Annotated in this window: 12 protein-coding genes and 1 other RNA gene; all 13 read right to left on the reverse strand. The window is 56.2% G+C overall.

Going from position 1 to position 19,177, the window contains the following annotated elements; genetic code table 11:
• On the reverse strand, positions 1-372 hold a 372-nt coding region (locus BGIM_RS61870; RefSeq protein WP_193789066.1), incomplete at its 3' end, for an HNH endonuclease.
• 103 nt (positions 373-475) lie between these two features.
• Positions 476-1,840, reverse strand: a complete 1,365-nt coding sequence (locus BGIM_RS0140230; RefSeq protein WP_238537818.1) for a helix-turn-helix domain-containing protein — start codon at positions 1,838-1,840, stop codon at positions 476-478.
• Positions 1,841-2,328: 488 nt separating this feature from the next.
• Positions 2,329-2,721: a transfer-messenger RNA gene (ssrA, locus tag BGIM_RS60000) on the reverse strand.
• A 50-nt stretch (positions 2,722-2,771) separates the two neighbouring features.
• Complete coding sequence (locus BGIM_RS0140235) at positions 2,772-3,452, reverse strand: hypothetical protein (RefSeq protein ID WP_020475265.1); 681 nt, start codon at positions 3,450-3,452, stop codon at positions 2,772-2,774.
• A gap of 39 nt (positions 3,453-3,491) precedes the next feature.
• Complete coding sequence (locus BGIM_RS59150; RefSeq protein WP_052640215.1) at positions 3,492-5,135, reverse strand: serine/threonine-protein kinase; 1,644 nt, start codon at positions 5,133-5,135, stop codon at positions 3,492-3,494.
• 195 nt (positions 5,136-5,330) lie between these two features.
• Complete coding sequence (locus BGIM_RS0140245; RefSeq protein WP_020475266.1) at positions 5,331-10,286, reverse strand: hypothetical protein; 4,956 nt, start codon at positions 10,284-10,286, stop codon at positions 5,331-5,333.
• Positions 10,287-10,398: 112 nt separating this feature from the next.
• Positions 10,399-11,793: a PulJ/GspJ family protein gene (locus tag BGIM_RS0140250; RefSeq protein WP_029631637.1), complete on the reverse strand. Its 1,395-nt coding sequence runs from the start codon at positions 11,791-11,793 to the stop codon at positions 10,399-10,401.
• A 186-nt stretch (positions 11,794-11,979) separates the two neighbouring features.
• On the reverse strand, positions 11,980-12,978 hold the full coding sequence (locus BGIM_RS0140255; RefSeq protein ID WP_020475268.1) for a type IV pilus modification PilV family protein: 999 nt from the start codon (positions 12,976-12,978) through the stop codon (positions 11,980-11,982).
• 47 nt (positions 12,979-13,025) lie between these two features.
• Positions 13,026-14,072: a prepilin-type N-terminal cleavage/methylation domain-containing protein gene (locus BGIM_RS0140260; RefSeq protein WP_020475269.1), complete on the reverse strand. Its 1,047-nt coding sequence runs from the start codon at positions 14,070-14,072 to the stop codon at positions 13,026-13,028.
• 1 nt (position 14,073) lies between these two features.
• Positions 14,074-14,979, reverse strand: a complete 906-nt coding sequence (locus BGIM_RS0140265) for a type II secretion system protein (protein ID WP_029631639.1) — start codon at positions 14,977-14,979, stop codon at positions 14,074-14,076.
• A gap of 12 nt (positions 14,980-14,991) precedes the next feature.
• Positions 14,992-15,840: a type II secretion system protein gene (locus BGIM_RS67550; protein WP_238537814.1), complete on the reverse strand. Its 849-nt coding sequence runs from the start codon at positions 15,838-15,840 to the stop codon at positions 14,992-14,994.
• Positions 15,841-16,003: 163 nt separating this feature from the next.
• Entirely contained in the window at positions 16,004-17,248 is a 1,245-nt protein-coding gene (locus BGIM_RS0140275) for a type II secretion system F family protein (RefSeq protein ID WP_020475272.1), read from the reverse strand.
• Positions 17,249-17,320: 72 nt separating this feature from the next.
• Positions 17,321-19,021 (reverse strand): GspE/PulE family protein, encoded by a 1,701-nt coding sequence (locus BGIM_RS0140280; RefSeq protein WP_020475273.1) that lies wholly within the window; start codon positions 19,019-19,021, stop codon positions 17,321-17,323.
• Between the last annotated feature and the right edge of the window lie 156 nt (positions 19,022-19,177).

The following is a 19,177-nucleotide window of genomic DNA, read 5'->3' on the forward strand; positions in this document are numbered from 1 at the left end:
AATGAAGTGCCAAATAGTGTATTGATATTTGGCGGATGCACCACTTAGCCATCGTTCTTCCGTCACACTCCAGCATACTCCACGGTATTGACTGGAATTTTTTGATCGATTACGATTCAATTGGTTTTCTTGTCGTGTGACGATTCTGAGATTTTCCCTCGTGTTGTTCAATTTGTTTGGGTCAATGTGGTCTGTGTGCTGACCTTTTTGAGCATTGATTACAAACCGGTGTAGAAGTGCTGGTTTGGTTTTGTTCCAGAACTGAACATATCCCGCATTGGTGATTGAGAGTGATTTTCCCTTGATTAATTCGGCAATGTCATCATCGACAAGTGTCTTGAGTGGTGAGTTACTGAGTTGGATTTCTTGCACATTTTAGGTATGTTTGTGCGCATGAAAAAACCCTTCATGGTTCGAGCATGAAGGGTCTTAGATTCACGAGTTGAGCCAGATATCTCAACTGGTGTAGAGGTATTTAGTCGTTCGATTGCCGTTTTAGCCATCTTCTGACGGTTTCTGTGCTGACACCTGTTTCGTCGGCAATCTCACCTGTCCGATATCCTTCCGCCGCCATGCGAACGATTTTTTCAATGGTTGCAAGGCTGATGTTTGCGCCACCTTTTTTGACAACCGCCGGAAATGGTGTTTCCATAGTCAAAACCTTTTCCAGCTTAAACCGGCTTTCAAGGTTTGCCGTCGCCGCATGAACGATGCCCCAAGGTCTGTCTGTGTAAACCTCCAGCAAAACATCCATTTGCGACGGTTTGCCGTGACTGAGGAACAGGCTTGCGGCTTCGCTGCCTGCGCCTTGACGAATGAAGTTTGCCGCCGTTTTGCGGAGTTTGTTGAACGACTTTTTAACCCATTTTGGATTGTCCGCCATGATGCTCCGATTGATGCGCTGCCATGCGTTCTGAATTTCCTTTTCCGTGATTGTGGAACCGGAATCGTTTTGGATGATGTGCGGGTTGTCCTGCCGTTTGTTGCGGTTCATTCTCCATTCAATGGCTTGGACGGTGATATCCCACAACCGCCATTCACCGTAAACCGTCGTTTTCCGTCTCAGTCGTCGAATCCATGAATCCTGATCCGTGGTCAACAGGTTGAGAACCTTTGCCTCTGGGTGAACCTGTCTGAGCATCAATTCATCCCGGTGAAGGCTTGAAATCTCCGCCGCTCCAAAACCGCAGTTTAGCCCCAGAATCATCAAAAGGTGGGTTTGCGGCGTGGCATATGTCCAAAGCGTTTTCAGTTCTTCAATCGTGTAGGTTTGAACCTGGCGGGCGGAAATCTTGGCTACTCGTTCTTGATCCGTCATTTTGATTTTCACGGCTTGCGTGTCCCAATCGCTGGGTTTTCTCCAAGGCAAATCTGACCGATGCAACCAGCGAAGAAAGAACCGGAATTCCTTCAACGCATTGCCAGCCGTTTTCACGCTGATCGGTTTGGGGTTTTCTGCTTTCCTGCTTTGCTTGGTGTCAGCGTTGGGGCGGCTGGCAATGCGTTGAATCACTCTGTCGATGGCGTTTGCGTCAAGGTGTGAGAGGTCGGTGATTTTCTCCGCTTCAATTTGGCGTTTCACAAAACGGGTCATGTTCATTTTGGTCTTTGCCCATTGGCTGTCTCCGTATTGCGTGAAAGCATCCTCGCCGTATTGCGTCAAAGCCTTTTCCAGTGTGACGCCTGTTTCGTCGGGCTGGTCATTGAACGAGGGATAGCGGACATTTAGCGCCTGTTTCTCGTCCTGGCGATCGCCTTGGTATCGTGTCATTGCCGCATGACATTGCGACGGAAATTTAAAATTTAGAAACCTGCCAAATCTTGCCTTGGTGTTCTCCATCCAGAACACGAGCATTTCCCCCGTTTGGTCCGCTGGTGGTTCAATGGTGGTTTCCGTGTCCCCTTTAGCAATCGCTTTGGCTACTTGGATGGTGGTTTCGTCCCATGTGCCGCCATCCGGTGAGATGACAGCCCAAACCTGATCTAACCTCGCCGCCGTGACGATGGCATCGGGCATCGAATGCCCCAGATAGAAAGTTGGCTGTGATCCGTTGGCGAGGTAGCCAATGCGTTTGCGAATTCGACCGTCTGACATGCGGCTAAGTGTGCCTGTGCGTCCCATCTTTTACTCGTTTAAATTTATGACTGTTTGAAACGAGTTTACCCAGTGAAAAGGCTTATGTCAATGATGGAGGCTATGGTCCGATATGGGGATATCGGACCAATATCGGATCAAAAACGGGTTTATCGGATCAGATTGGACGGGGTTGGACTGACGTAAACTCAATAAAAAATGGGCAGTTGCGTTTGAAGCAACTGCCCACTGATTTGGAGGCGGCGGGGATCGAACCCGCGTCCCGTGGTACTTTGATGACCTCTTCTACATGCTTAGCCCGTTATTTGGCGGGGTCTGACCCCTGTTCGCTTCCGATTGCCCCAACGAGCGGGGTCGCGCGGAAACTATCGGACAGATTTTTTAGCGTCGGCGGCCTCCGAAGCGGTTCCCCTTGCGGTTCCCCTCTGGCCAACGCGATCCCGATTTAACGACTACGCCGAAACCTCTCGGACTAAGCTTCCGGACATAGGGTTGCGTAAATTACGCAGCCATTGAAAACTGCGGTTCAGCAGTTAAAGTGCGATCAGCTTTTTACGTGGCCAACTGATCAACCACGGCATGCGGAAACCACCATACGTAAACCCGGTCGAATCCAGATCGCCCCCAGGTATCAGGCATGATACGCATTCGGCCCGAGAGGTTCGAGGGAATTTCCTCACCATGGCCACGCGTAACCCCACAGCCCGAGCAACATCGCCCCCGCGCCGACGGTACCGAGCAAGAGCCAGGTCGTCACATACCCCTTGGTCATCGCGTCCAGCCGGAAGAACCCGGCCGTGACGAGCAGGATCACGGCGGCGATGCCAATCAACCCCAGTGCCTCGCATGAGCGGTCTCGGGTGCGCATCGTCCGGAGGTGTTCTCGCTCCACCTTCACGGCCACGGTCACGCGGTACATGGTTTCCGTGCCGCTCGATGTCGGCGACTTGATCGACTCTTCCTGAATCTGCTCCTGGGCCGGCATCAACATCCGGCGAACCATCTCCGTGCCGGGCTCCCGGTCAATTGGATCATCCTGGCCCATCAAATACTCGCGAAATTTGTCCTTGGCCGCGGCGAGGGCGCTTTGCCGGGCTTTTTCCAGCGAGTTCTCAAAACCACCTTGGGCCGTGAAGGTCGGCTGCTCGTCCTGGTTTCCCTTCACGGGTTCGGCGGTTTTCTTCCTGTCACGCCCGTCGGGGATTTCAACGACCCGTTTGACATCCCGCCCGTTGACGGTCACGTTCGCCTGAACATGGGAAGAGGACGATTGGGCGGACTCAACGGACCGGACGCCACATCCGATGAGGGCGGCGACCACCAAACCAATGACAAGCAGGATATGTTTGCAACGCATGATCGGGCCTCGATGGAATGCTTGGAATAGGAACCGCTCTCACGCCGCTTGCAGCCGACGCCGTTTCGGCAACGGCGGGGGAGGAGGCGTCCACGGGCTGACCATTTGAACCACGCCGGCCGATCCGGCGAGGGCGAGGAACATATAAAGCGGCGGGGCATCCATGTGAATGAACGCGCTCCAGCCGACATACAGCATGAAACTCACAAACCCGGCCACGAACACCGGCCCGAGGCTGAAGCGTTCTTTCCGGCGGCGGTTGGCATAGTCGGACCATCTCGTCAGCCCGAGGCCGAAACCGAACAACAGCATGTAACCGATCAGGTGTTCGATTGTTCCCGGAATGGCCCGGATGTTTCCGGCAAAATACGACTCCTCGGCTGGCGGGGCGACGCTTCCGGCGGGGACGATGCTTGGCAACGTCCAGCCATCAAGCCAGAAGGCGGCGAGGCCGATGGCCGTGCCGAGAACCATCATCGGCCAGTAACCCAGTCCCTTGCGGCCGCGTTCCAAAAGCTTTGCCGGAATGAGAACGGTCCAGGAGATCAGCACCGTCAGACAGAACAACGGCATCAGGTTGAACCAGTCCCCTTTGCCAGTGAAGAAGACACTGCACAACGTCCATGCCACCACAGTCACCACGGAGGCGACGGGCGTGAACGCCAGTGTCGTGCTAACCTCGGCGATGCGGTCCCGGAATCCGGGGATGGCGAACACCGGGGCGGGCGTTTTCGGCAACGGCGGGGGTGCCGTCTTGCCCGGTTTCGCGGGGGCGGGGCTGGCGATCATTTTCACAACCTCCGAGGGACGGGCGGGTTCGGATTGTCGGCCGATGGCCTCGACCGCCTGGATCATCTCCTCCATGTCCGCATGGCGAAGTTCGGGTTTCTTGCAAAGCGCCTTTTCGACAACCGCCAAGTATTCGGGCGGAAGTTTGTTCAACTCGGGCATGTCGGTCTGGTGCCGCAACGCCACCTCGGCCCAACTGTCGCCCCGAAAGGGAAGCTCGCCGGTCAGCATTTCGTAAAGCATCACGCCGCAAGCGTATACGTCCACCTGTTTGGTGCAGGCCCCCTTCGCCACCTCGGGAGCCATGTAGTAAACTGTGCCGACGTTCGCGGATTGCGTCAGCGAAGCCGACCCGACGGTTTTGCTCAGGCCATAATCGCCGAGCTTCAGGATGCCGTTCTCGACAAACACATTGCCCGGCTTGATGTCACGGTGGATCACGGCATGATCGTGCAGATAGGCCACCGCCTTGGCGATTTGCAGGAACCATTGCCGGGCTTGTTCGACAGGCAGACCACGCGGGTTGCGATTCAGCACGCTCGAAAGAGGCTCGCCCTGGACATATTCCATCACCAGCCAGTGATCGTCGCGTTCGTCGGTGCGCAAGTCGTACAGGTGAACAAGGTTGGGATGCTTCAGATTCAGGCAGTTGCTGATGCCGCGCAATTCGGTTTCGGTGCGGCCGCGCAGCAGGAGTTTCAGGGCCACTTCCTTGCCGCCATCGCTGACGGCAAAGTAGACCTCCCCGAACCCCCCCTGGCCGAGACCACGTTTGATGGTGAACCCGGCGAGGGGTTGCTGTCCCCATCGGTAGGTGAACTTCATGAACCCGCCCCCGCGACCCTTCGGAAACCGGATGGTCTCCAAAGGATCGAAACTGGTGTGGATGAGCATACGGTGATTCGTCGCCCGTCGTTCAGAATTTTCGCTTTTGAAGATTTACACTTCAAGACGACCAAAACATGGTGGCGAAAGTGGTCTCCAAGAGGCGGAAAAATTCCTTTTGGGCCGGATGGTGATGTGTCAGTCACGCAAACAGGGGGCATATGCCCCCTGTTTTGTCATCACGTTTAGTCGAAGCCCCAGTCGTCAGTAGCCATCGATCCGCTCAAACACGGGGACGACCGTTTTGTAGGTGTTGGCCCCAAGATTAAAAGTATCCAATTGTTTTATCAATATATTCCCAGCCGGGTTGCCTGGCTGGGAAACAAACGGGAATGTGCTGACATTGGGTGTGAACATCCTCATGTTCGATCCCCGCGTGTGTGGTTTACTGATCGAGATGGTCACCAAGGCGCGGGCGTTGGTGGGGTCATCTGTCACGCTGGCGACATTCACAATCTCCATTCGATTACGAGTGCCTGCCGTGCTTGGGAACAATGTATTTCCACCAAAGACCCCCGACCCGGCGCCGGCATCGGAGTTGCCGTCCAATATCAGTTGGTCGCCGGCCTTGAGTTTCCAAGCGATGCCATCGTAGTTCCCGGTGGCGGTTCCACTGGTGACGGATGTTCTCGGGATGGCCACGGTCACATAGATCGGACTGCCGTTTGGCTGCGGATCAGGCGACCCGGCATTGACCGGATTCGCAGCCAGCGTCGGCAGGGTCGGCGGGGTGTTCCAAGCCACCGGTTCGTAACTGAAGTGAACGTTGCCAATCCCTTGCAAGTTCTGGCCGGCCTTGTCAACCGACAATTGCGTCCGGTCCACCACGGAGAAGAACTTGTAGCGAACCGCCTTGCCGTCGACTCCGATGATTTCCGATCCGAGAATCGGCCGTTTGTTGTTGGCATCCGGATAAGTCAGGCCGTCCGTCCCCGTGCCGGGGTTCAACACCTCGAAGAAGCCAATGGTCGCATAGATGGCGAAGGTGTTGCTCCGCGTCGTCACATTCGGCTGGAGGGTTTCCAGCAACTCCTGCTGGGCCTGCAAACTGCTCAGGTTGGGGCCGATATCCCGGATGAGGCCAGGCAGGGTGAAACTGGAACCCATCCCGTTCGGATACTGCGGGTCGGTTCCGCCTGCGGGGACGATCGGAGACATCGTGCCGAGAATCGGCTGGGTGGTTCCATTTAACAAGTTCGCAGACGAAAGCTTGCGGACAGAAATTAACTGGTTCCAAAGCAGACTCACATCCGCTTGGGTGTAGTGCTTGCCGTTGGTGCCCAAGGTGGTGGCTCCGTCGGAGCAATGCTGGAAGTCCAGCAGAGAGTCAAACACGGTACGATCTGTCAGAGTGTTAAGATTCACCAAGCCGGGCACACGACCGTTGGCCCCCTGACCATAGAACCGCCGGTGGGTAGTCAACAGGTCAAACGCCCGATACAGATTAGTCGTCTCGTTGAGCCAGTTCGCCTTGTAAAGAAGCGGCCCTGTGTTGGGCAATCCCCCCGGTCCGGTGCCGAAGGGGGAGTACAACTGGCCAACCATATGCGTGCCGAACTGGCTCACTTGCATGAGTTCGCCGACTCCGTTCACACCGCGATCCAGATGCGTCATCGGGGTGAACGGCCGGTGCAGCGTGTCAGTTCCCCCGCTCACCGAGCCATCGGCCATCTTTCCATTATGCCGGTGGAAAGTGTGCTGCATCTGGGTCGCTTGAGTGCTTTCCGAGGGTTGCTGCTTGAACCGGACATCCGTTGAAGGAGCCGGAATATTCATCTGGGCATGGTAAGGCTGTCGTTTGCCAAACGAGTAGATGGTATTCCACGCCGGCACCATCATGGATTTGATACGGTCTCCGGCCGCTGTCATGTCCGAGGTGATTTGAAGACGGTCTTGAACGATTGAAACCGGCGTGACATTGACCGGCGGCACTGCGGCATTGGCATTAGGCAGCGTGCCAAGGGTGTTTGTGTAATTGGCGGGCATGAACGTGTCCACCGTCACATAAGGATTGTACTGGCCTGGCGGCAGATGTTCATTCGCCAGCCGTTGGAGCACAATGACCGGACTGTATTGGCCCGTGGTGTCGGCCGTGATGGTCGCCGGCGTCAAACCCGCGGACGGGATCTCGTATTCCATGTTGTCAAACTGGCCGTTGGCCGTCAGCCCCGTGGAGTCCGGGGTTTTCGGCATGGCTCCGGCCGAGGGAGCGTCACCCTTGGGACCGGCGATGTAAAATGCGGGCGTTGTTGTGTTGGGCTGGTCGGCGTAGCCATACACCGGCGTCGGGCTGCTCGTGATCACGTTGGGCGAAACGGCCATCACCGGGCTGCCGACACTTGTGTTCAACACGGCCGGGGGAAGCGGATTGCCATTGAACTGGAATGTTTCGGTGGCCGGCGGTTCGCCGCCCGGATTTGCCGGGTTCAGCATTGCACTGAACGTCGTGGCGCTTCCTTTGACGATTCTCATCCGGTAGATCGGGTAGCCGCCCGTCGTGTTATAAAGCACGGCCTGGCCAAGGTCGGCCGATTGGCCGATCTCGTTCAAGTCGCGGGGTGTCAGCGGGTTGTGAAGCTCCGTCCACACTCGCATCTTGTAGGGTTTTTGAGCATACCGGGTTCTGCCAGGGTTGGGATCATTGGCCAAGTCAGGTTCGCTCGGGTCATTTTCCAACCGGACCATTGCCTCGTTGACCACCAAGCGGGGAAGTTCATGGCCGAACACCCAAGAAGAAGAAGTGTTGGCCGGGATTAGGTTTCCGTTGGGGTCCGCCGGTGGCAGTGTTGCTGCGGACGGATTCCAATTATACGGCGTCACATAGTCATCGTGGTCGATGTAATCAACGATGTTCACCGCCAGTTGAGCCAGCATCTGGGCGGCGAGGAATTGAGGCGTGCCTGGGGTCAGCGTACTCGGCTCGCCTGTTCCCGTCGCCGCTCGCAGGCGGACAAAAATATCGTCGGCCAGATTCTGCCGGTCCGCGATGGCTTGATTAACTTGGGCAGTCGGGGCGAGGTTGGCCTGCGTGTAGTTGTAAGGATTTGAACCCGCCTTTGCGGGATCACGATAGTCAGTCAGGGGGCGATGAAGATCGACGGCGCCAAGAACAGATACCAGAGACTGTCGTCGCGTGGGGTCATAATCCCCCCCCCCGGTGGGTGTGCTGGTGCTTGCATCGGTCGGCATTGCCTGCTGGGCGCCGAAGAACGGGAAGTTGGGAGCAAAGATCGGCTGAGTAAACGGAGTGGGCGGGTTCGGAGAGGCGGCCGAAGTGAAGAACCACGGCGTTCCACCTGGCTTGTCCACATCATTGCTGATGGTCGTCACCCGGAAACGGTTGGCAGCCAATGACGCCGGAGGCACAGGCACCGTGATTGTCGGGCTTGTGAGGCCCAGTGATGTTAGCCGAGCCGCGTCGCTGCGGAGCAAGCCCGAATAGCTGTTCGGCGTCGTGCCACCAAACACCGGATGAACAGCATTGCTATAGCCGGGAATGTATTTAGCATTCAGAGCGATCATTTCACTTGCTTGGAATGTCTTTGAATCGACGGAACTTGATATCGAACCAAGGCCGAGTGACTTGAACGCGTTCAAGTACGGATTGTAGAGCATCGGATGGTTCAGACGTTCGGAGTACATGGTCACGGCTTCGTTGTCCGAGCGACCATTCCAGTAACGATTGTCCGCCGAGTAGGGGGGCTGCATGGTGAAGGGCAGGAACGACATTGTCGGAGTCTGCGATCCGAAGACCGGGAACTGTTCATACGGCGAGGTGGCCGAACCAGCAGCCGGTGGTCGCGAACGGGTGTCTGTGGGCAGGCCGGGCACGACCAAAGCACCGCCATCCATGTCGACCGGAGCATAGAAGTGTGGCAGATAGCCGCCTGTGGGGTTATTGTCCCGGATGTCGTTCGCATAGGTGGTGAATGGCTTGACAAACGGACCGACTGCCGAATACCCTCCCGGAAACGGGGCGGCCGTCGCGGTTGCCGTGGCTCCACCATAGCGACCGGAGGCGATAGCACCGGCACCATTATTTGCACCATTTAACAATCGATTCAAATCGTTGGGATCAACCAACACGTTGCCCAAGTTGGTTTCCCACGGCCCCAAATTCTGATTGGCTCCGTGGCTGCGGCCCACAAGAGAGCCACCGCTTCGCAGGTTCCCGGCAGTGTTCAGGTTCACCCGGTTGTCGAGATCGGTGATCAGCACGGCCACAAGCGGCTTGTATCGCTTGCCCCGCCAGTAAGAAACGGGCAGGTCAAGATCCATCCACAGGCTGTCGTATTGCGTGCCGATCGCCTTGCCTTCGAGGTTTTCGACATCGCCAAAAGTGCCGTTGGCATTTGTCTTCGGCATCGGGAAGGACGGCGAGTGCTCATTCGGCCTCGGTCGGAAGGTGAGGTATTTTCCAACGGGCGAGGTCCAGTTGGGATTGGACACCGAAAGGCCCCACTTGTCGTTCACCGGGTCCGACGTTCCAAAACAGCTCGGCCGGTGGAACGACGGCAGCAGCACTTCTCCCGTGTTCGGATCGATCACGGCGAGGTAAGGATTGTTCTCATCGGCAGAGGTTTGGTTCGAGTTGATCGGCCAGTACGTGTCGTTCGGGTTGGGCGGGGCGTTTGTGCTGTCCACCGGCAACGTCGCATTTGCAACAAGCCGCACTCCCCCGGTTGGGCCGGCGCGTTCGGGGTCACGAACGAAGCCATCCTCCGAGAAATACTTATAGTGCAACATCGTGTAATCAGTGCTTCCGGCCGGGAGGCCCAAGGCGGTGCAAACACTGTTTGGCAGCACATTGCCTCGCTTGCGTCCGATGCCGGAATAGGGCAGCGTGTTCGGCAGCGAAGGATGCTGGCCATACATCAATCGGGCAAGGCCCCAACCCCGAGTCGATTTTCCAACACCGGTGTCATCATCATTGCCGTCGTACAACAGATCGCACATGATCCGTTGCATCAATACGTCCGGTTGTGGCGGGTTGTCGCGTTCCCGTGTCATGGCTTCCCGGTTAAGCCGGGTGGTGGTGGCAAACCGCTGGGAGGCGATCAGAAAGGTGAGGCCCAGCACGGCAAACAGGGCCAGGAATGCGACCACGATGACCGTGACCGTTCCGCGACGATTCCGGGGAAGATTGTTGGATAGCCGCATGACCGATGTCTCCGAAACGGAGTAAGCCGACTTGTGGATGCTTGAAACGCCGGGTGGGCCGTTTGTCAGGCCCACCCCTCACTGACTATCTTCACACGGGCCAAGTGTCCGCTCACACTTCCTGCATGATCGTGATCTGCCGGGTCTGGCCGGTCTTGTCGTCCCAAATGCGGATCTTGAACTGAATCGCCTTGATACGAATCCGCAACGGCGGCTGATTCGGCAGCGTGGCATTCGGATTGATGGCCCCCGAGACAAACCGATCATCAACCGGGGCCAAAGCCGCCCAATCCGGCACAAAACTGCTTGGGTTAAACCATGTGTCGAAATAAAAGGCAGAATCTTCATCCCATTGTCGGGAACCACCGCCCGGCCAGGCAATCTTCGTTTGTGGAACCCGAGTGACGCCATCGTTCGGCTTGGTCGTCCGGCTGGAATCCAAGGGCAAATCGGTGTATGGCCAGTCGGCCGTTGGAATCGGGTTCGCCGGATTTGTGTCGTCCACGATGTCAATCACAGACGAGCTGGTTAGCGGTGAGAGCGCCCTGATCGGTGAGTTGGGATAAGGCGAGACAGGCTGCTTGACCAATCCACCATAATCCGCCGGTCCTGACCACAAATACTTGACTTCAAAACTGATCACGTTCGTCAACAAGATATCGTCACCAACAGCTGACGGAGGGGGGAAGGGGTTATTCGCAGCGGGAAGGGCGGCATTCGGATCACGAGGATCCCAGATGCGGGTGATTCGCGAGGAGGTCGGTGCCCCCGAACTCGATGGCATTGTCAGGTTTGGCATCGCCGAAGGAGGCGGGGAATTTCCCAACCGGTCAATTGACCTGCGGAGTGAAAACAACGGAAGAGGAGTTGATCCCATCGTAGTCACGTCATTTGGCGATTGATTTTGCGTGAGCCAATACTGCACTTGGGCCCAAGTGGAAGTGACGAAAAATTTACGTGACGCAAAGGGAGAATCATTTGGATCGAGGATTGAATCAGGGTAGGTGGTCCGGTCTTGCGCCTGAGCTTGAAAAGCGTCACCAAACCGATACATGGGAATGTCGTATGGCGGCGTGTCTGTGCGCAATTTGACCGTGAACCGAAGAAAAGCCTGCCCCCCGTCGCTCCGTGACGAGGTGATCGATTCACCATCCATGATCGAGGATTGTTCGGTTTTGGACAGCGTGTTGTTCTGCCAGGCGATGAAATACCCTTGGAGCGGCGGGGTCCAACCAACCCGATCCAGTCGTTGATCGCTAAGTCGAGGCCCATGGAAGCCATCAGCGCTGACACCGTCGAAATGGTCGGCCGCCAGATCACGTTGGATGATCCGCTGCGCGTTGACCAGTTGCTCTTGGAGTTTGCCAGTCGTGTTCAGTTTGCTAAAGGTGTCCAGTCCCGACCGGAAAGCCGTGGAAATGATCACCATGATGAACAGAATGAGGGCCGTCGCCACCATCATTTCAGTGAGGGTAAACGCGGGCCGGATTGAATGTTGGCGTCGCATCGTATAACCGCCTGTATGAATCTGAACAAATAAAACCGGACTTTATTATCTAATTATCTGGCTGGTTGTTTGGGCGAACGGAACTGTTGTCACATTTTACCGGCAACTATCTCATACAAAACCACACTGATTCCGGGAGGCCAACAAACGGCGATTGGCACGCTCACTTTGTGATCAGACCACATCTCACCATGACCGGTCGGCCACTGACATGGTGCCTCGGTCAAATACTTCAACTAATTTTTCAAACACCACCACTTGGACATTATCGACATTCACGGGGGTTTGAATCGGCTGCTCCAACGTGAGCATTCGCAGGTTGCCCATCCCGCCAAGCGCGTCTTCCTGAGCAATGGTCCGGTGGAAACTCACGACCCAACGGGAAGGTTTGAAGTTGACCCCCGCGTTCGCCAGAGGATAGGTCACATGGTACGCCACCATGATCCATCCGCCTTTTTTCGTCCGAGGCAGCGCGTTCGATAGACTGGAGAGAGTGAGGGAATTTGGGTCATTCAACGTGAGACTACTTGAAGGAAACACCTGATCTCCCTCGGGGAGGTCAATCGGCCGGTTGTCAAAGGTCAGCGTGTAAACTCGCACATCATAAGGATTCGAGTTGTGTTCTCGCTGCATCATCCAGGCGCAAGAGTAGCGATACCCCCGGTCAAACTGCCCGGAAATGTTCGATGGCTCGCCATTTTTGTCAAAGGCAATGTCATCCGGCAGCGTGCAGACACGAAGCTGATTGCGGCGGCTGGCCGATGTGGCGAAGACGTTGTTCAAGTGTGTTCGTGTGATAAATCCCCCCAACGACGTGCCATAGCTATTGACACCAAGGGGATCAATCATCACCGGATGACTTGGTCCCGTGTCTGTTCGGAGAATATTTAAGCCGGTGAGCGGGTCCGTGTCGAGAGCTTCAATGGTTGGCTCGGAGCGGGAGGCGATTTCCTCCGGCATAATCAAGCCATCTTTTGACAGCCAACAATCTTTCCACCAGACATGCAGCATGGTGTTGGAATTGGTGGCGAGTTGCGAGCAGCGTTGATCCCGAACGGATCGGATCATGTTCAGCGCGCCAATTGGGAAGAACGCCATCACCGAGACCATGCCGATGGACAAGATGAAGATGGCGATCAACACTTCCATCAGCGTGACAGCCGGTCGTGTGTTGTTGCGTGTCATGGCCCGCCTTCAATTGAGAGAATCGAAAAATAATGCTTCGCCAAACATCACAAACCAGAACCAGCGCCGTCTTGGGTGAAGAAGAAGAATGAATCAAACTGAGAGCTCGGTACGGTGAATGACCCAACCGGTGGAAGCGTATTGACTGCCACGGATTGCAGGACGATGGCCCCCGTGCGGGCATAGATCACCACCAGCGTGGCCTCGCCCGCAGCCCCGTCCTCGGGTTTCACACAAAGTATGAGTTTGTTCGTGACGGTCCCCAGCAACTCTCCGTCAGCACTAAATAAAATGTCCAGTGCGATGTTTCCGTTATCGAAGCCCGAGTTGAGGCAAATCGGCAAGGAATTGATTAACTGGTCATAATTGGTGGTGGGTGCGGCCGCAGGCAATGGTTTGGACACCGCACAGTAATTCAAATCGATGGTCATTTTCGGCGGCAGTTGAATTAACGGTTCCCCCACCATCGGTCTGGCTCTCCGCACCACGACAAAGTCAGTTACCACTGCGCTGGCCGGGCCTTTGGGCAGAGGAGTCGGGAAAAGCCCCGCCAAGCCGCTGCGTGCCTTGACCGTGGCTGATAACAAGGCTGACGGGCCGCTTCCAGATACCGTCATATTTGAAAACAACTCGAAAAAGAACGTCGAAGAACCTTGAGTCAGCACCAAATAATCGTTTGGCTGGGCACCAACCGAATTCCAATCTGATTGAGTGTCTTTGATCAGGATCGTGTGTAGGTCAAAATCTCCTGCAACTTGTGTGACTTGCAGAGAAGGCTTTTGTGATGATTGAGGATATTGGATAAACCGCGAGGGATCCGGCACCTCAATATATTGCAAGGCACGGACGACCATAGGATCTGATGGATCCAACACAAGCCGAATACCACGCGGCGACCGGTCTCGAATCGCCTGTTGTTTGGAAATAGACAGGTAGCCCTGAACTTGGGCGGCCGCCTTGGCTGAGTTGTTCTTCTGTCTCAAGGCGGGCAACACTGCGGCGGCGAGGGCCGCCAAGGCCAGCATGATGCCAATCACCACCAGCAATTCCACAAGGGTGAAGGCCGACCGGGTAGTTGAATGCGAAAGTTTCATGTCAGTTCGCCTTGCCAGTGCCCTTGAGCCGAAAACTATACAAATCGTCACCATCACCAAAAGCTTCGTTCATCCCCGCAGACACCGCAAACGGACCACGATTGTCTCCGTCACACGGAATCCCCAGCCAACTCTCCAATTGAGATCGATTCGCCCAAGCGGTCAGTTTGCCTGTGGGATCGATGGCATCCATTTTGCCAGTGATGGCCGTCGCACTAACATATGGCGGGGCATTTAGTTCATTCATCAATGTCAGTGCCTGCGCGTCCGTCGTGGTTTTTCGATCCACGGGGAATTGGCGATAGAACATGATCCGATTTCCATAACCGTCCACGAACGCTTTGAAGCTCGTTCCACCAACAGTCACGTTGCCCAAGGCGTTTGTGCCGATTTGATCCGGGCTAAAACTCGATCCTCCACGCGCTTGACTGAGAACAAGCATGAGCAGAGCGGCGTTTGAGTCAGGATCTCCGTAAGGAGCACCTGCCAGTGCCGGGTATTTGGTAAAAAACAGCTTCGGGGCGTAAAGAGTTTTCAACGCCGTATCCACATTTGCGTTGCCAGTAATGGAAGCGGGCGTCTGCAAGTCCGTGGATGTTTGCGGAAACTCCTGTCTTAGCCGCAACTTCATGTGAATGGCTTTTGCCAGATCCGCATCCCCGCCCGCCCAAAACAGAGTCACATCGGGAATCGGTTCCTTGCGGATCAGATCAACCGCCGATTTATACTGCAGGTCAAATCCACCTTGGAGTTTCGACAGTGTTTCATTTGTCCTCGTCTCCAGTGAGGCGTTCTTCAACCGGAAGATGGCGGCGGCGGTCAGGGCCATGAGGGTTCCGATGATGGCGACGACCACCAGCAGTTCCAATAAGGTGAACGCGGGACGAAGATGTTTCTTGATTTTCATGGTCGGCACCCCTTAATTCCCAGTCACCAGAGGCCCCGAGGCAAAGTTCGACATGTCGTCCGCGCCGACCCCGCTGGAGGAATATGCCAGGTTTCCGGGCACATAGATGCCGCCCGGCCCGAAGGTCGTGTCCGGTCCGGCTGAGATGATTTGATAGCTGCTAGCCCGGATGAACTTGGCGGCGCTTTCCCGGTAGACGGAGACATTGTTGTAACCGCCGGCACCGTCAAAAGCGGGGTTGGCAGTGGTTTGATAATAAAGGCCGAAAAAGTTGTAGTCGTTCCCTTCCTTGGAACTGAAATAGATATAAGGCGTTCCCCACGGATCGGTGAAGTGTCCTTGGGCGTCAATGCGGGTGGTCTGGAACTCAAAAAAGGATTTGCCCATTGTTCCAGGCGAAGGCTGGGCAAAAGGCCGAGGGGCAGAGGAAAATCCAGTCCGACCCGGTCCGGAGAGGAAAAACACCAAACATTGGTTACCGTCGGCGGGAATATCATTGCCCGTAAAACCGGTGTTGCCCAAGGCAACACGTCCCCAAACCGTCCTTATGTATCTCGCACTGTCGGTTTTTTGGGCTGTTGTGATCGGGGGAGTCGTCCCCGTGCTTGGAGCAGCCGTGTAATCGGCGGAGATGATAAACGCGCTCGGCAGGTAATCCACGTTATAGGTGGATTTGTAAGCCTCAATCCCGGCTTCCAAGTTGGAGATGTCCGAGCGGCACTGGACGATCGGTCCTTTGCCGCGGATCTTTTGCACGGCGGGGAGGAGCAAGCCGATCAAGAGGCCGATGATCGCGATCACGATCAGCAGTTCGATCAGGGTAAAACCCCGGCGGTGGCCTGGGGCCCGATAGGTGGTCATGGATCCTCTCCGGCTGATTGGAAACGAACGGCCGGCCATGCTTTTGGGATAAAACTTCCGCGGCTGCATGACCGGATGAATTTTCTTACCACTATCCATACGTCACGAACCGCAACAAGGCGACGGGGACGGTTCGTGAATCACCAAAACCTCTCCGACAACATCACTTGCTCAAGCCTTCCAGAAGACCGAGCATCGGCAGAAACAGGGCGATGACGATCGTCCCGATGATCCCCCCGAGCACGATAATCATGATCGGCTCCAGGAGGGAGATCAGGCTCTTGACGGCCGTGTCCACTTGCTCGTCGTAGTAATCGGCGATCTTGTAAAGCATCTGGTCGAGGTTACCGGTTTCCTCGCCGACCTCGACCATGTTCACGACCATGTCGTCCACGAGGCGGCTTTCCCGCAGCGGTTCGGCAATGGTATCCCCCTCGCGGATGGACTCGTAAACCCGCTGGAACATCCGCTCGAAGACCATGTTGTTGGCCGTCTCGCGGACAATCGCCAGAGCCTCAAGGATCGGCACACCGGCCGAGACGAGCGTTCCGAGCGTTCGCATGGTCCGAGCGACGACGGTTTTTTCGACGATCTTCCCGATAATCGGCGTCCAAAGCAACAATCGGTCGGTGGCATAGGCCCCCGATTTGTTCATGCGGATGAGCTTCAACAACAGCCATGCCCCGACGGGGTAGAACGGCAGCGACCACCAGTATTGGGAACACCAGATCGACACGTCGATCAGGAACTGCGTCAGTTCCGGCAGTTTGAGGCCGAACTCCCGGAAGATCTTCTCAAACTTCGGGATGATCGCCACCATGATGAACACGAGGATACCGACGGCGGCCGAGATCACGACGGCGGGATACACCATCGCCCCGATGATCTTCCGCTTGAGGGTCTGGCTCTTTTCCTTGAACTCGGCTAGACGCTCCAAGATGACTTCCAAAGCGCCGCCCGCCTCGCCGGCCTTGACCATGTTCACATAGAGACGGTCAAAAGCCTTGGGATGCTTGCCCATCGCCTCGGAGAGGGTGCTGCCGGATTCGACATCGTCAACTACATCAATGAGGGCGTTCTTGAGGGCACAAGGCTTCATCTGGGCTTCGAGAATCCGCAGACTGCGAAGCACGGGCAGACCGGCGTCCTGAAGGGTCGAGAACTGGCGGGTGAATTCGCACAGGTGCTTGCCCTTGACCCCGCCGATGACGAAGGTCTTCTTGGACTTTTTGAAGCCCTTCTTCTTCTTGCCCTTCTTGCCCTTGGCGGCCCCCATGGCCGTGAGTTTGGTGACGAAGTAGCCCAATTGCTTGATCTTCTGCTGGGCTTCTTCTTCGTTTTGTGCTTCGATTTCGTCCTTGACCTCGTCCCCCGAGGTATCCAAAGCTTCGAATTTGTAAGTCGGCATCACAATCCCCAAACTCGAGACCAAGAACGGAACACCAAGACCCGCCCAACTGTGTTTCAGAAACTCTTCAAATCAGCCTTCGTCTTCGGTGACGGTTTCACGGACGATTTCATCCACCGTCGTGAGGCCGGCATAAAGGGCGTCGAGGCCACGTTCGCGGAGGCCCTTAACGCCGGCGGCGCGGGCGGCGTTTCTCAGCACGTCCGTCGAGGCTCCCTTGGAAATCAGGGTCCGGAGTTCGTCGGTGATCACCAAGAACTCGTAAATCCCCGACCGGCCCTTCAACCCGAGGTTGTTGCACTTGTCACAACCTTCGCCGAAGTAGAACTGCCGCCCCTTCAAATCTTCCGCGCGAAGATTGAGTTCGATCAGTTGGTCCCGGCTGGGGACGAAACTGGTCTTGCAACTGTTGCAAATTTTCCGGACGAGTCGCTGGGCCATAATCCCTTCGACCGTCGCTGTGATCAAGAATGGCTCCACCCCCATGTCGCGGAGACGGGTGATGGAACTCGGCGCGTCGTTCGTATGAAGTGTACTGAACACCATGTGTCCGGTCAGCGAAGCCTGGATGGCAATTTGCGCGGTTTCCAAATCGCGAATCTCCCCGACCAGCACTTTGTCGGGGTCTTGTCGAAGGATGGCCCGCAAGGCACTGGCGAAGGTCAGGTCGATTTCGCTGTTGATCTGGCACTGAATCAACCCGTCGATTTCATATTCCACCGGGTCTTCGGTGGTGATGAGTTTTTCCTCGATGGTGTTCAGTTCGCTCAACGCGGAGTAAAGCGTGGTCGTCTTGCCGGCCCCGGTCGGTCCGGTCACGAGGGTGATGCCGTTGGGCTTGTGGATGATCTTTCTAAAGTCCACCAGAATATCGGCGGGCATCCCGATCTTGTCGAGGTCAAGGCCGACGCGGCCCTTGTCCAAAATCCGGATAACGATGGACTCCCCGAACAGGGTGGGCAGCACGCTCACCCGCATGTCGATGGAGGCCCCGCCAATGTTCAATTCGATCCGGCCATCCTGTGGCAACCGGCGCTCGGCGATGTCGAGGTTGGCCATGACCTTGATACGGGAACTAATGGCCGTCGCGAGGTGCCGGGGGGGCGGGACCATTTCGTAAAGCACACCATCGCAGCGATAGCGCATTTTGAATTCGTCTTCAAACGGCTCAAAGTGAATGTCGGACGCCTGGTCCTTGATGCCCATCAGGAGCACCATGTTCACCAGTTTCCGCACCGGGGCGGCGTTGGCCATTTCCTCGACAGAGGCAATGTCGATCGAGGTTTCCCGGCGACCGTAGCCCAATGTGTCGTCCGTTGACATCCCGGCGATCAGGGTGGAAATCGTTTCTTCTTGCGTGGTCGAATAGGATTTTTTGACGGCCGCCTCAATCTTGGAGGCCGGGGCAAGCGTGGCGTTGATCTGCCGGATGCCCAGCATGTTTCGCAGTTCGTCGAAGGACTGCATCGCGTTCGGGTCGGAGATCACGACCGTCAGGATGTCGTTTTCCACCCGCAACGGCAGGAGTTTGTACAACTCGGCCATGTTCTGATTGACGGCCTTGATGGCTTCCGGCGACGGCTTGACATCATCCATGTTCGTCAGCGGGATGCCGTGCAGTTCGGACTGGCCCTGCATCAGTTTGTCATCGTCAATCAGCCCGCGTTCCTTGGCGATGGCCTCCATCGTGGAATCGCGTTGCCGGGCTTCTTCTTCGATGCTCTCCAACTGGCCGTCATCAAGAAACCCCAAGTCCACGAAGATGGTGCCCAACGTGCGGACTTTTTCCTTCTTCTTGACCGGAACCGGCTTGGCGACCGGTTTCGGGGCCGGTTGAGCGGGTTTCGCCCCGGCTGGCTGGGCGGGTCTGGCGACGCCGGGCTGGGCGGGTTTCGCGGCCGATGGTTGACCCGCGACCGGCTTGCCGGG

This window comes from Zavarzinella formosa DSM 19928, assembly GCF_000255705.1.
Lineage (GTDB): Bacteria > Planctomycetota > Planctomycetia > Gemmatales > Gemmataceae > Zavarzinella > Zavarzinella formosa.

Coding starts and splice junctions, on each gene's coding strand:
- BGIM_RS0140230 (WP_238537818.1), bottom strand. CDS start 1,840: ATGGAGAACACCAAGGCAAGATTTGGCAGGTTTCTAAATTTTAAATTT.
- BGIM_RS0140235 (WP_020475265.1), bottom strand. CDS start 3,452: ATGCGTTGCAAACATATCCTGCTTGTCATTGGTTTGGTGGTCGCCGCC.
- BGIM_RS59150 (WP_052640215.1), bottom strand. CDS start 5,135: ATGCTCATCCACACCAGTTTCGATCCTTTGGAGACCATCCGGTTTCCG.
- BGIM_RS0140245 (WP_020475266.1), bottom strand. CDS start 10,286: ATGCGGCTATCCAACAATCTTCCCCGGAATCGTCGCGGAACGGTCACG.
- BGIM_RS0140250 (WP_029631637.1), bottom strand. CDS start 11,793: ATGCGACGCCAACATTCAATCCGGCCCGCGTTTACCCTCACTGAAATG.
- BGIM_RS0140255 (WP_020475268.1), bottom strand. CDS start 12,978: ATGACACGCAACAACACACGACCGGCTGTCACGCTGATGGAAGTGTTG.
- BGIM_RS0140260 (WP_020475269.1), bottom strand. CDS start 14,072: ATGAAACTTTCGCATTCAACTACCCGGTCGGCCTTCACCCTTGTGGAA.
- BGIM_RS0140265 (WP_029631639.1), bottom strand. CDS start 14,979: ATGAAAATCAAGAAACATCTTCGTCCCGCGTTCACCTTATTGGAACTG.
- BGIM_RS67550 (WP_238537814.1), bottom strand. CDS start 15,840: ATGACCACCTATCGGGCCCCAGGCCACCGCCGGGGTTTTACCCTGATC.
- BGIM_RS0140275 (WP_020475272.1), bottom strand. CDS start 17,248: ATGCCGACTTACAAATTCGAAGCTTTGGATACCTCGGGGGACGAGGTC.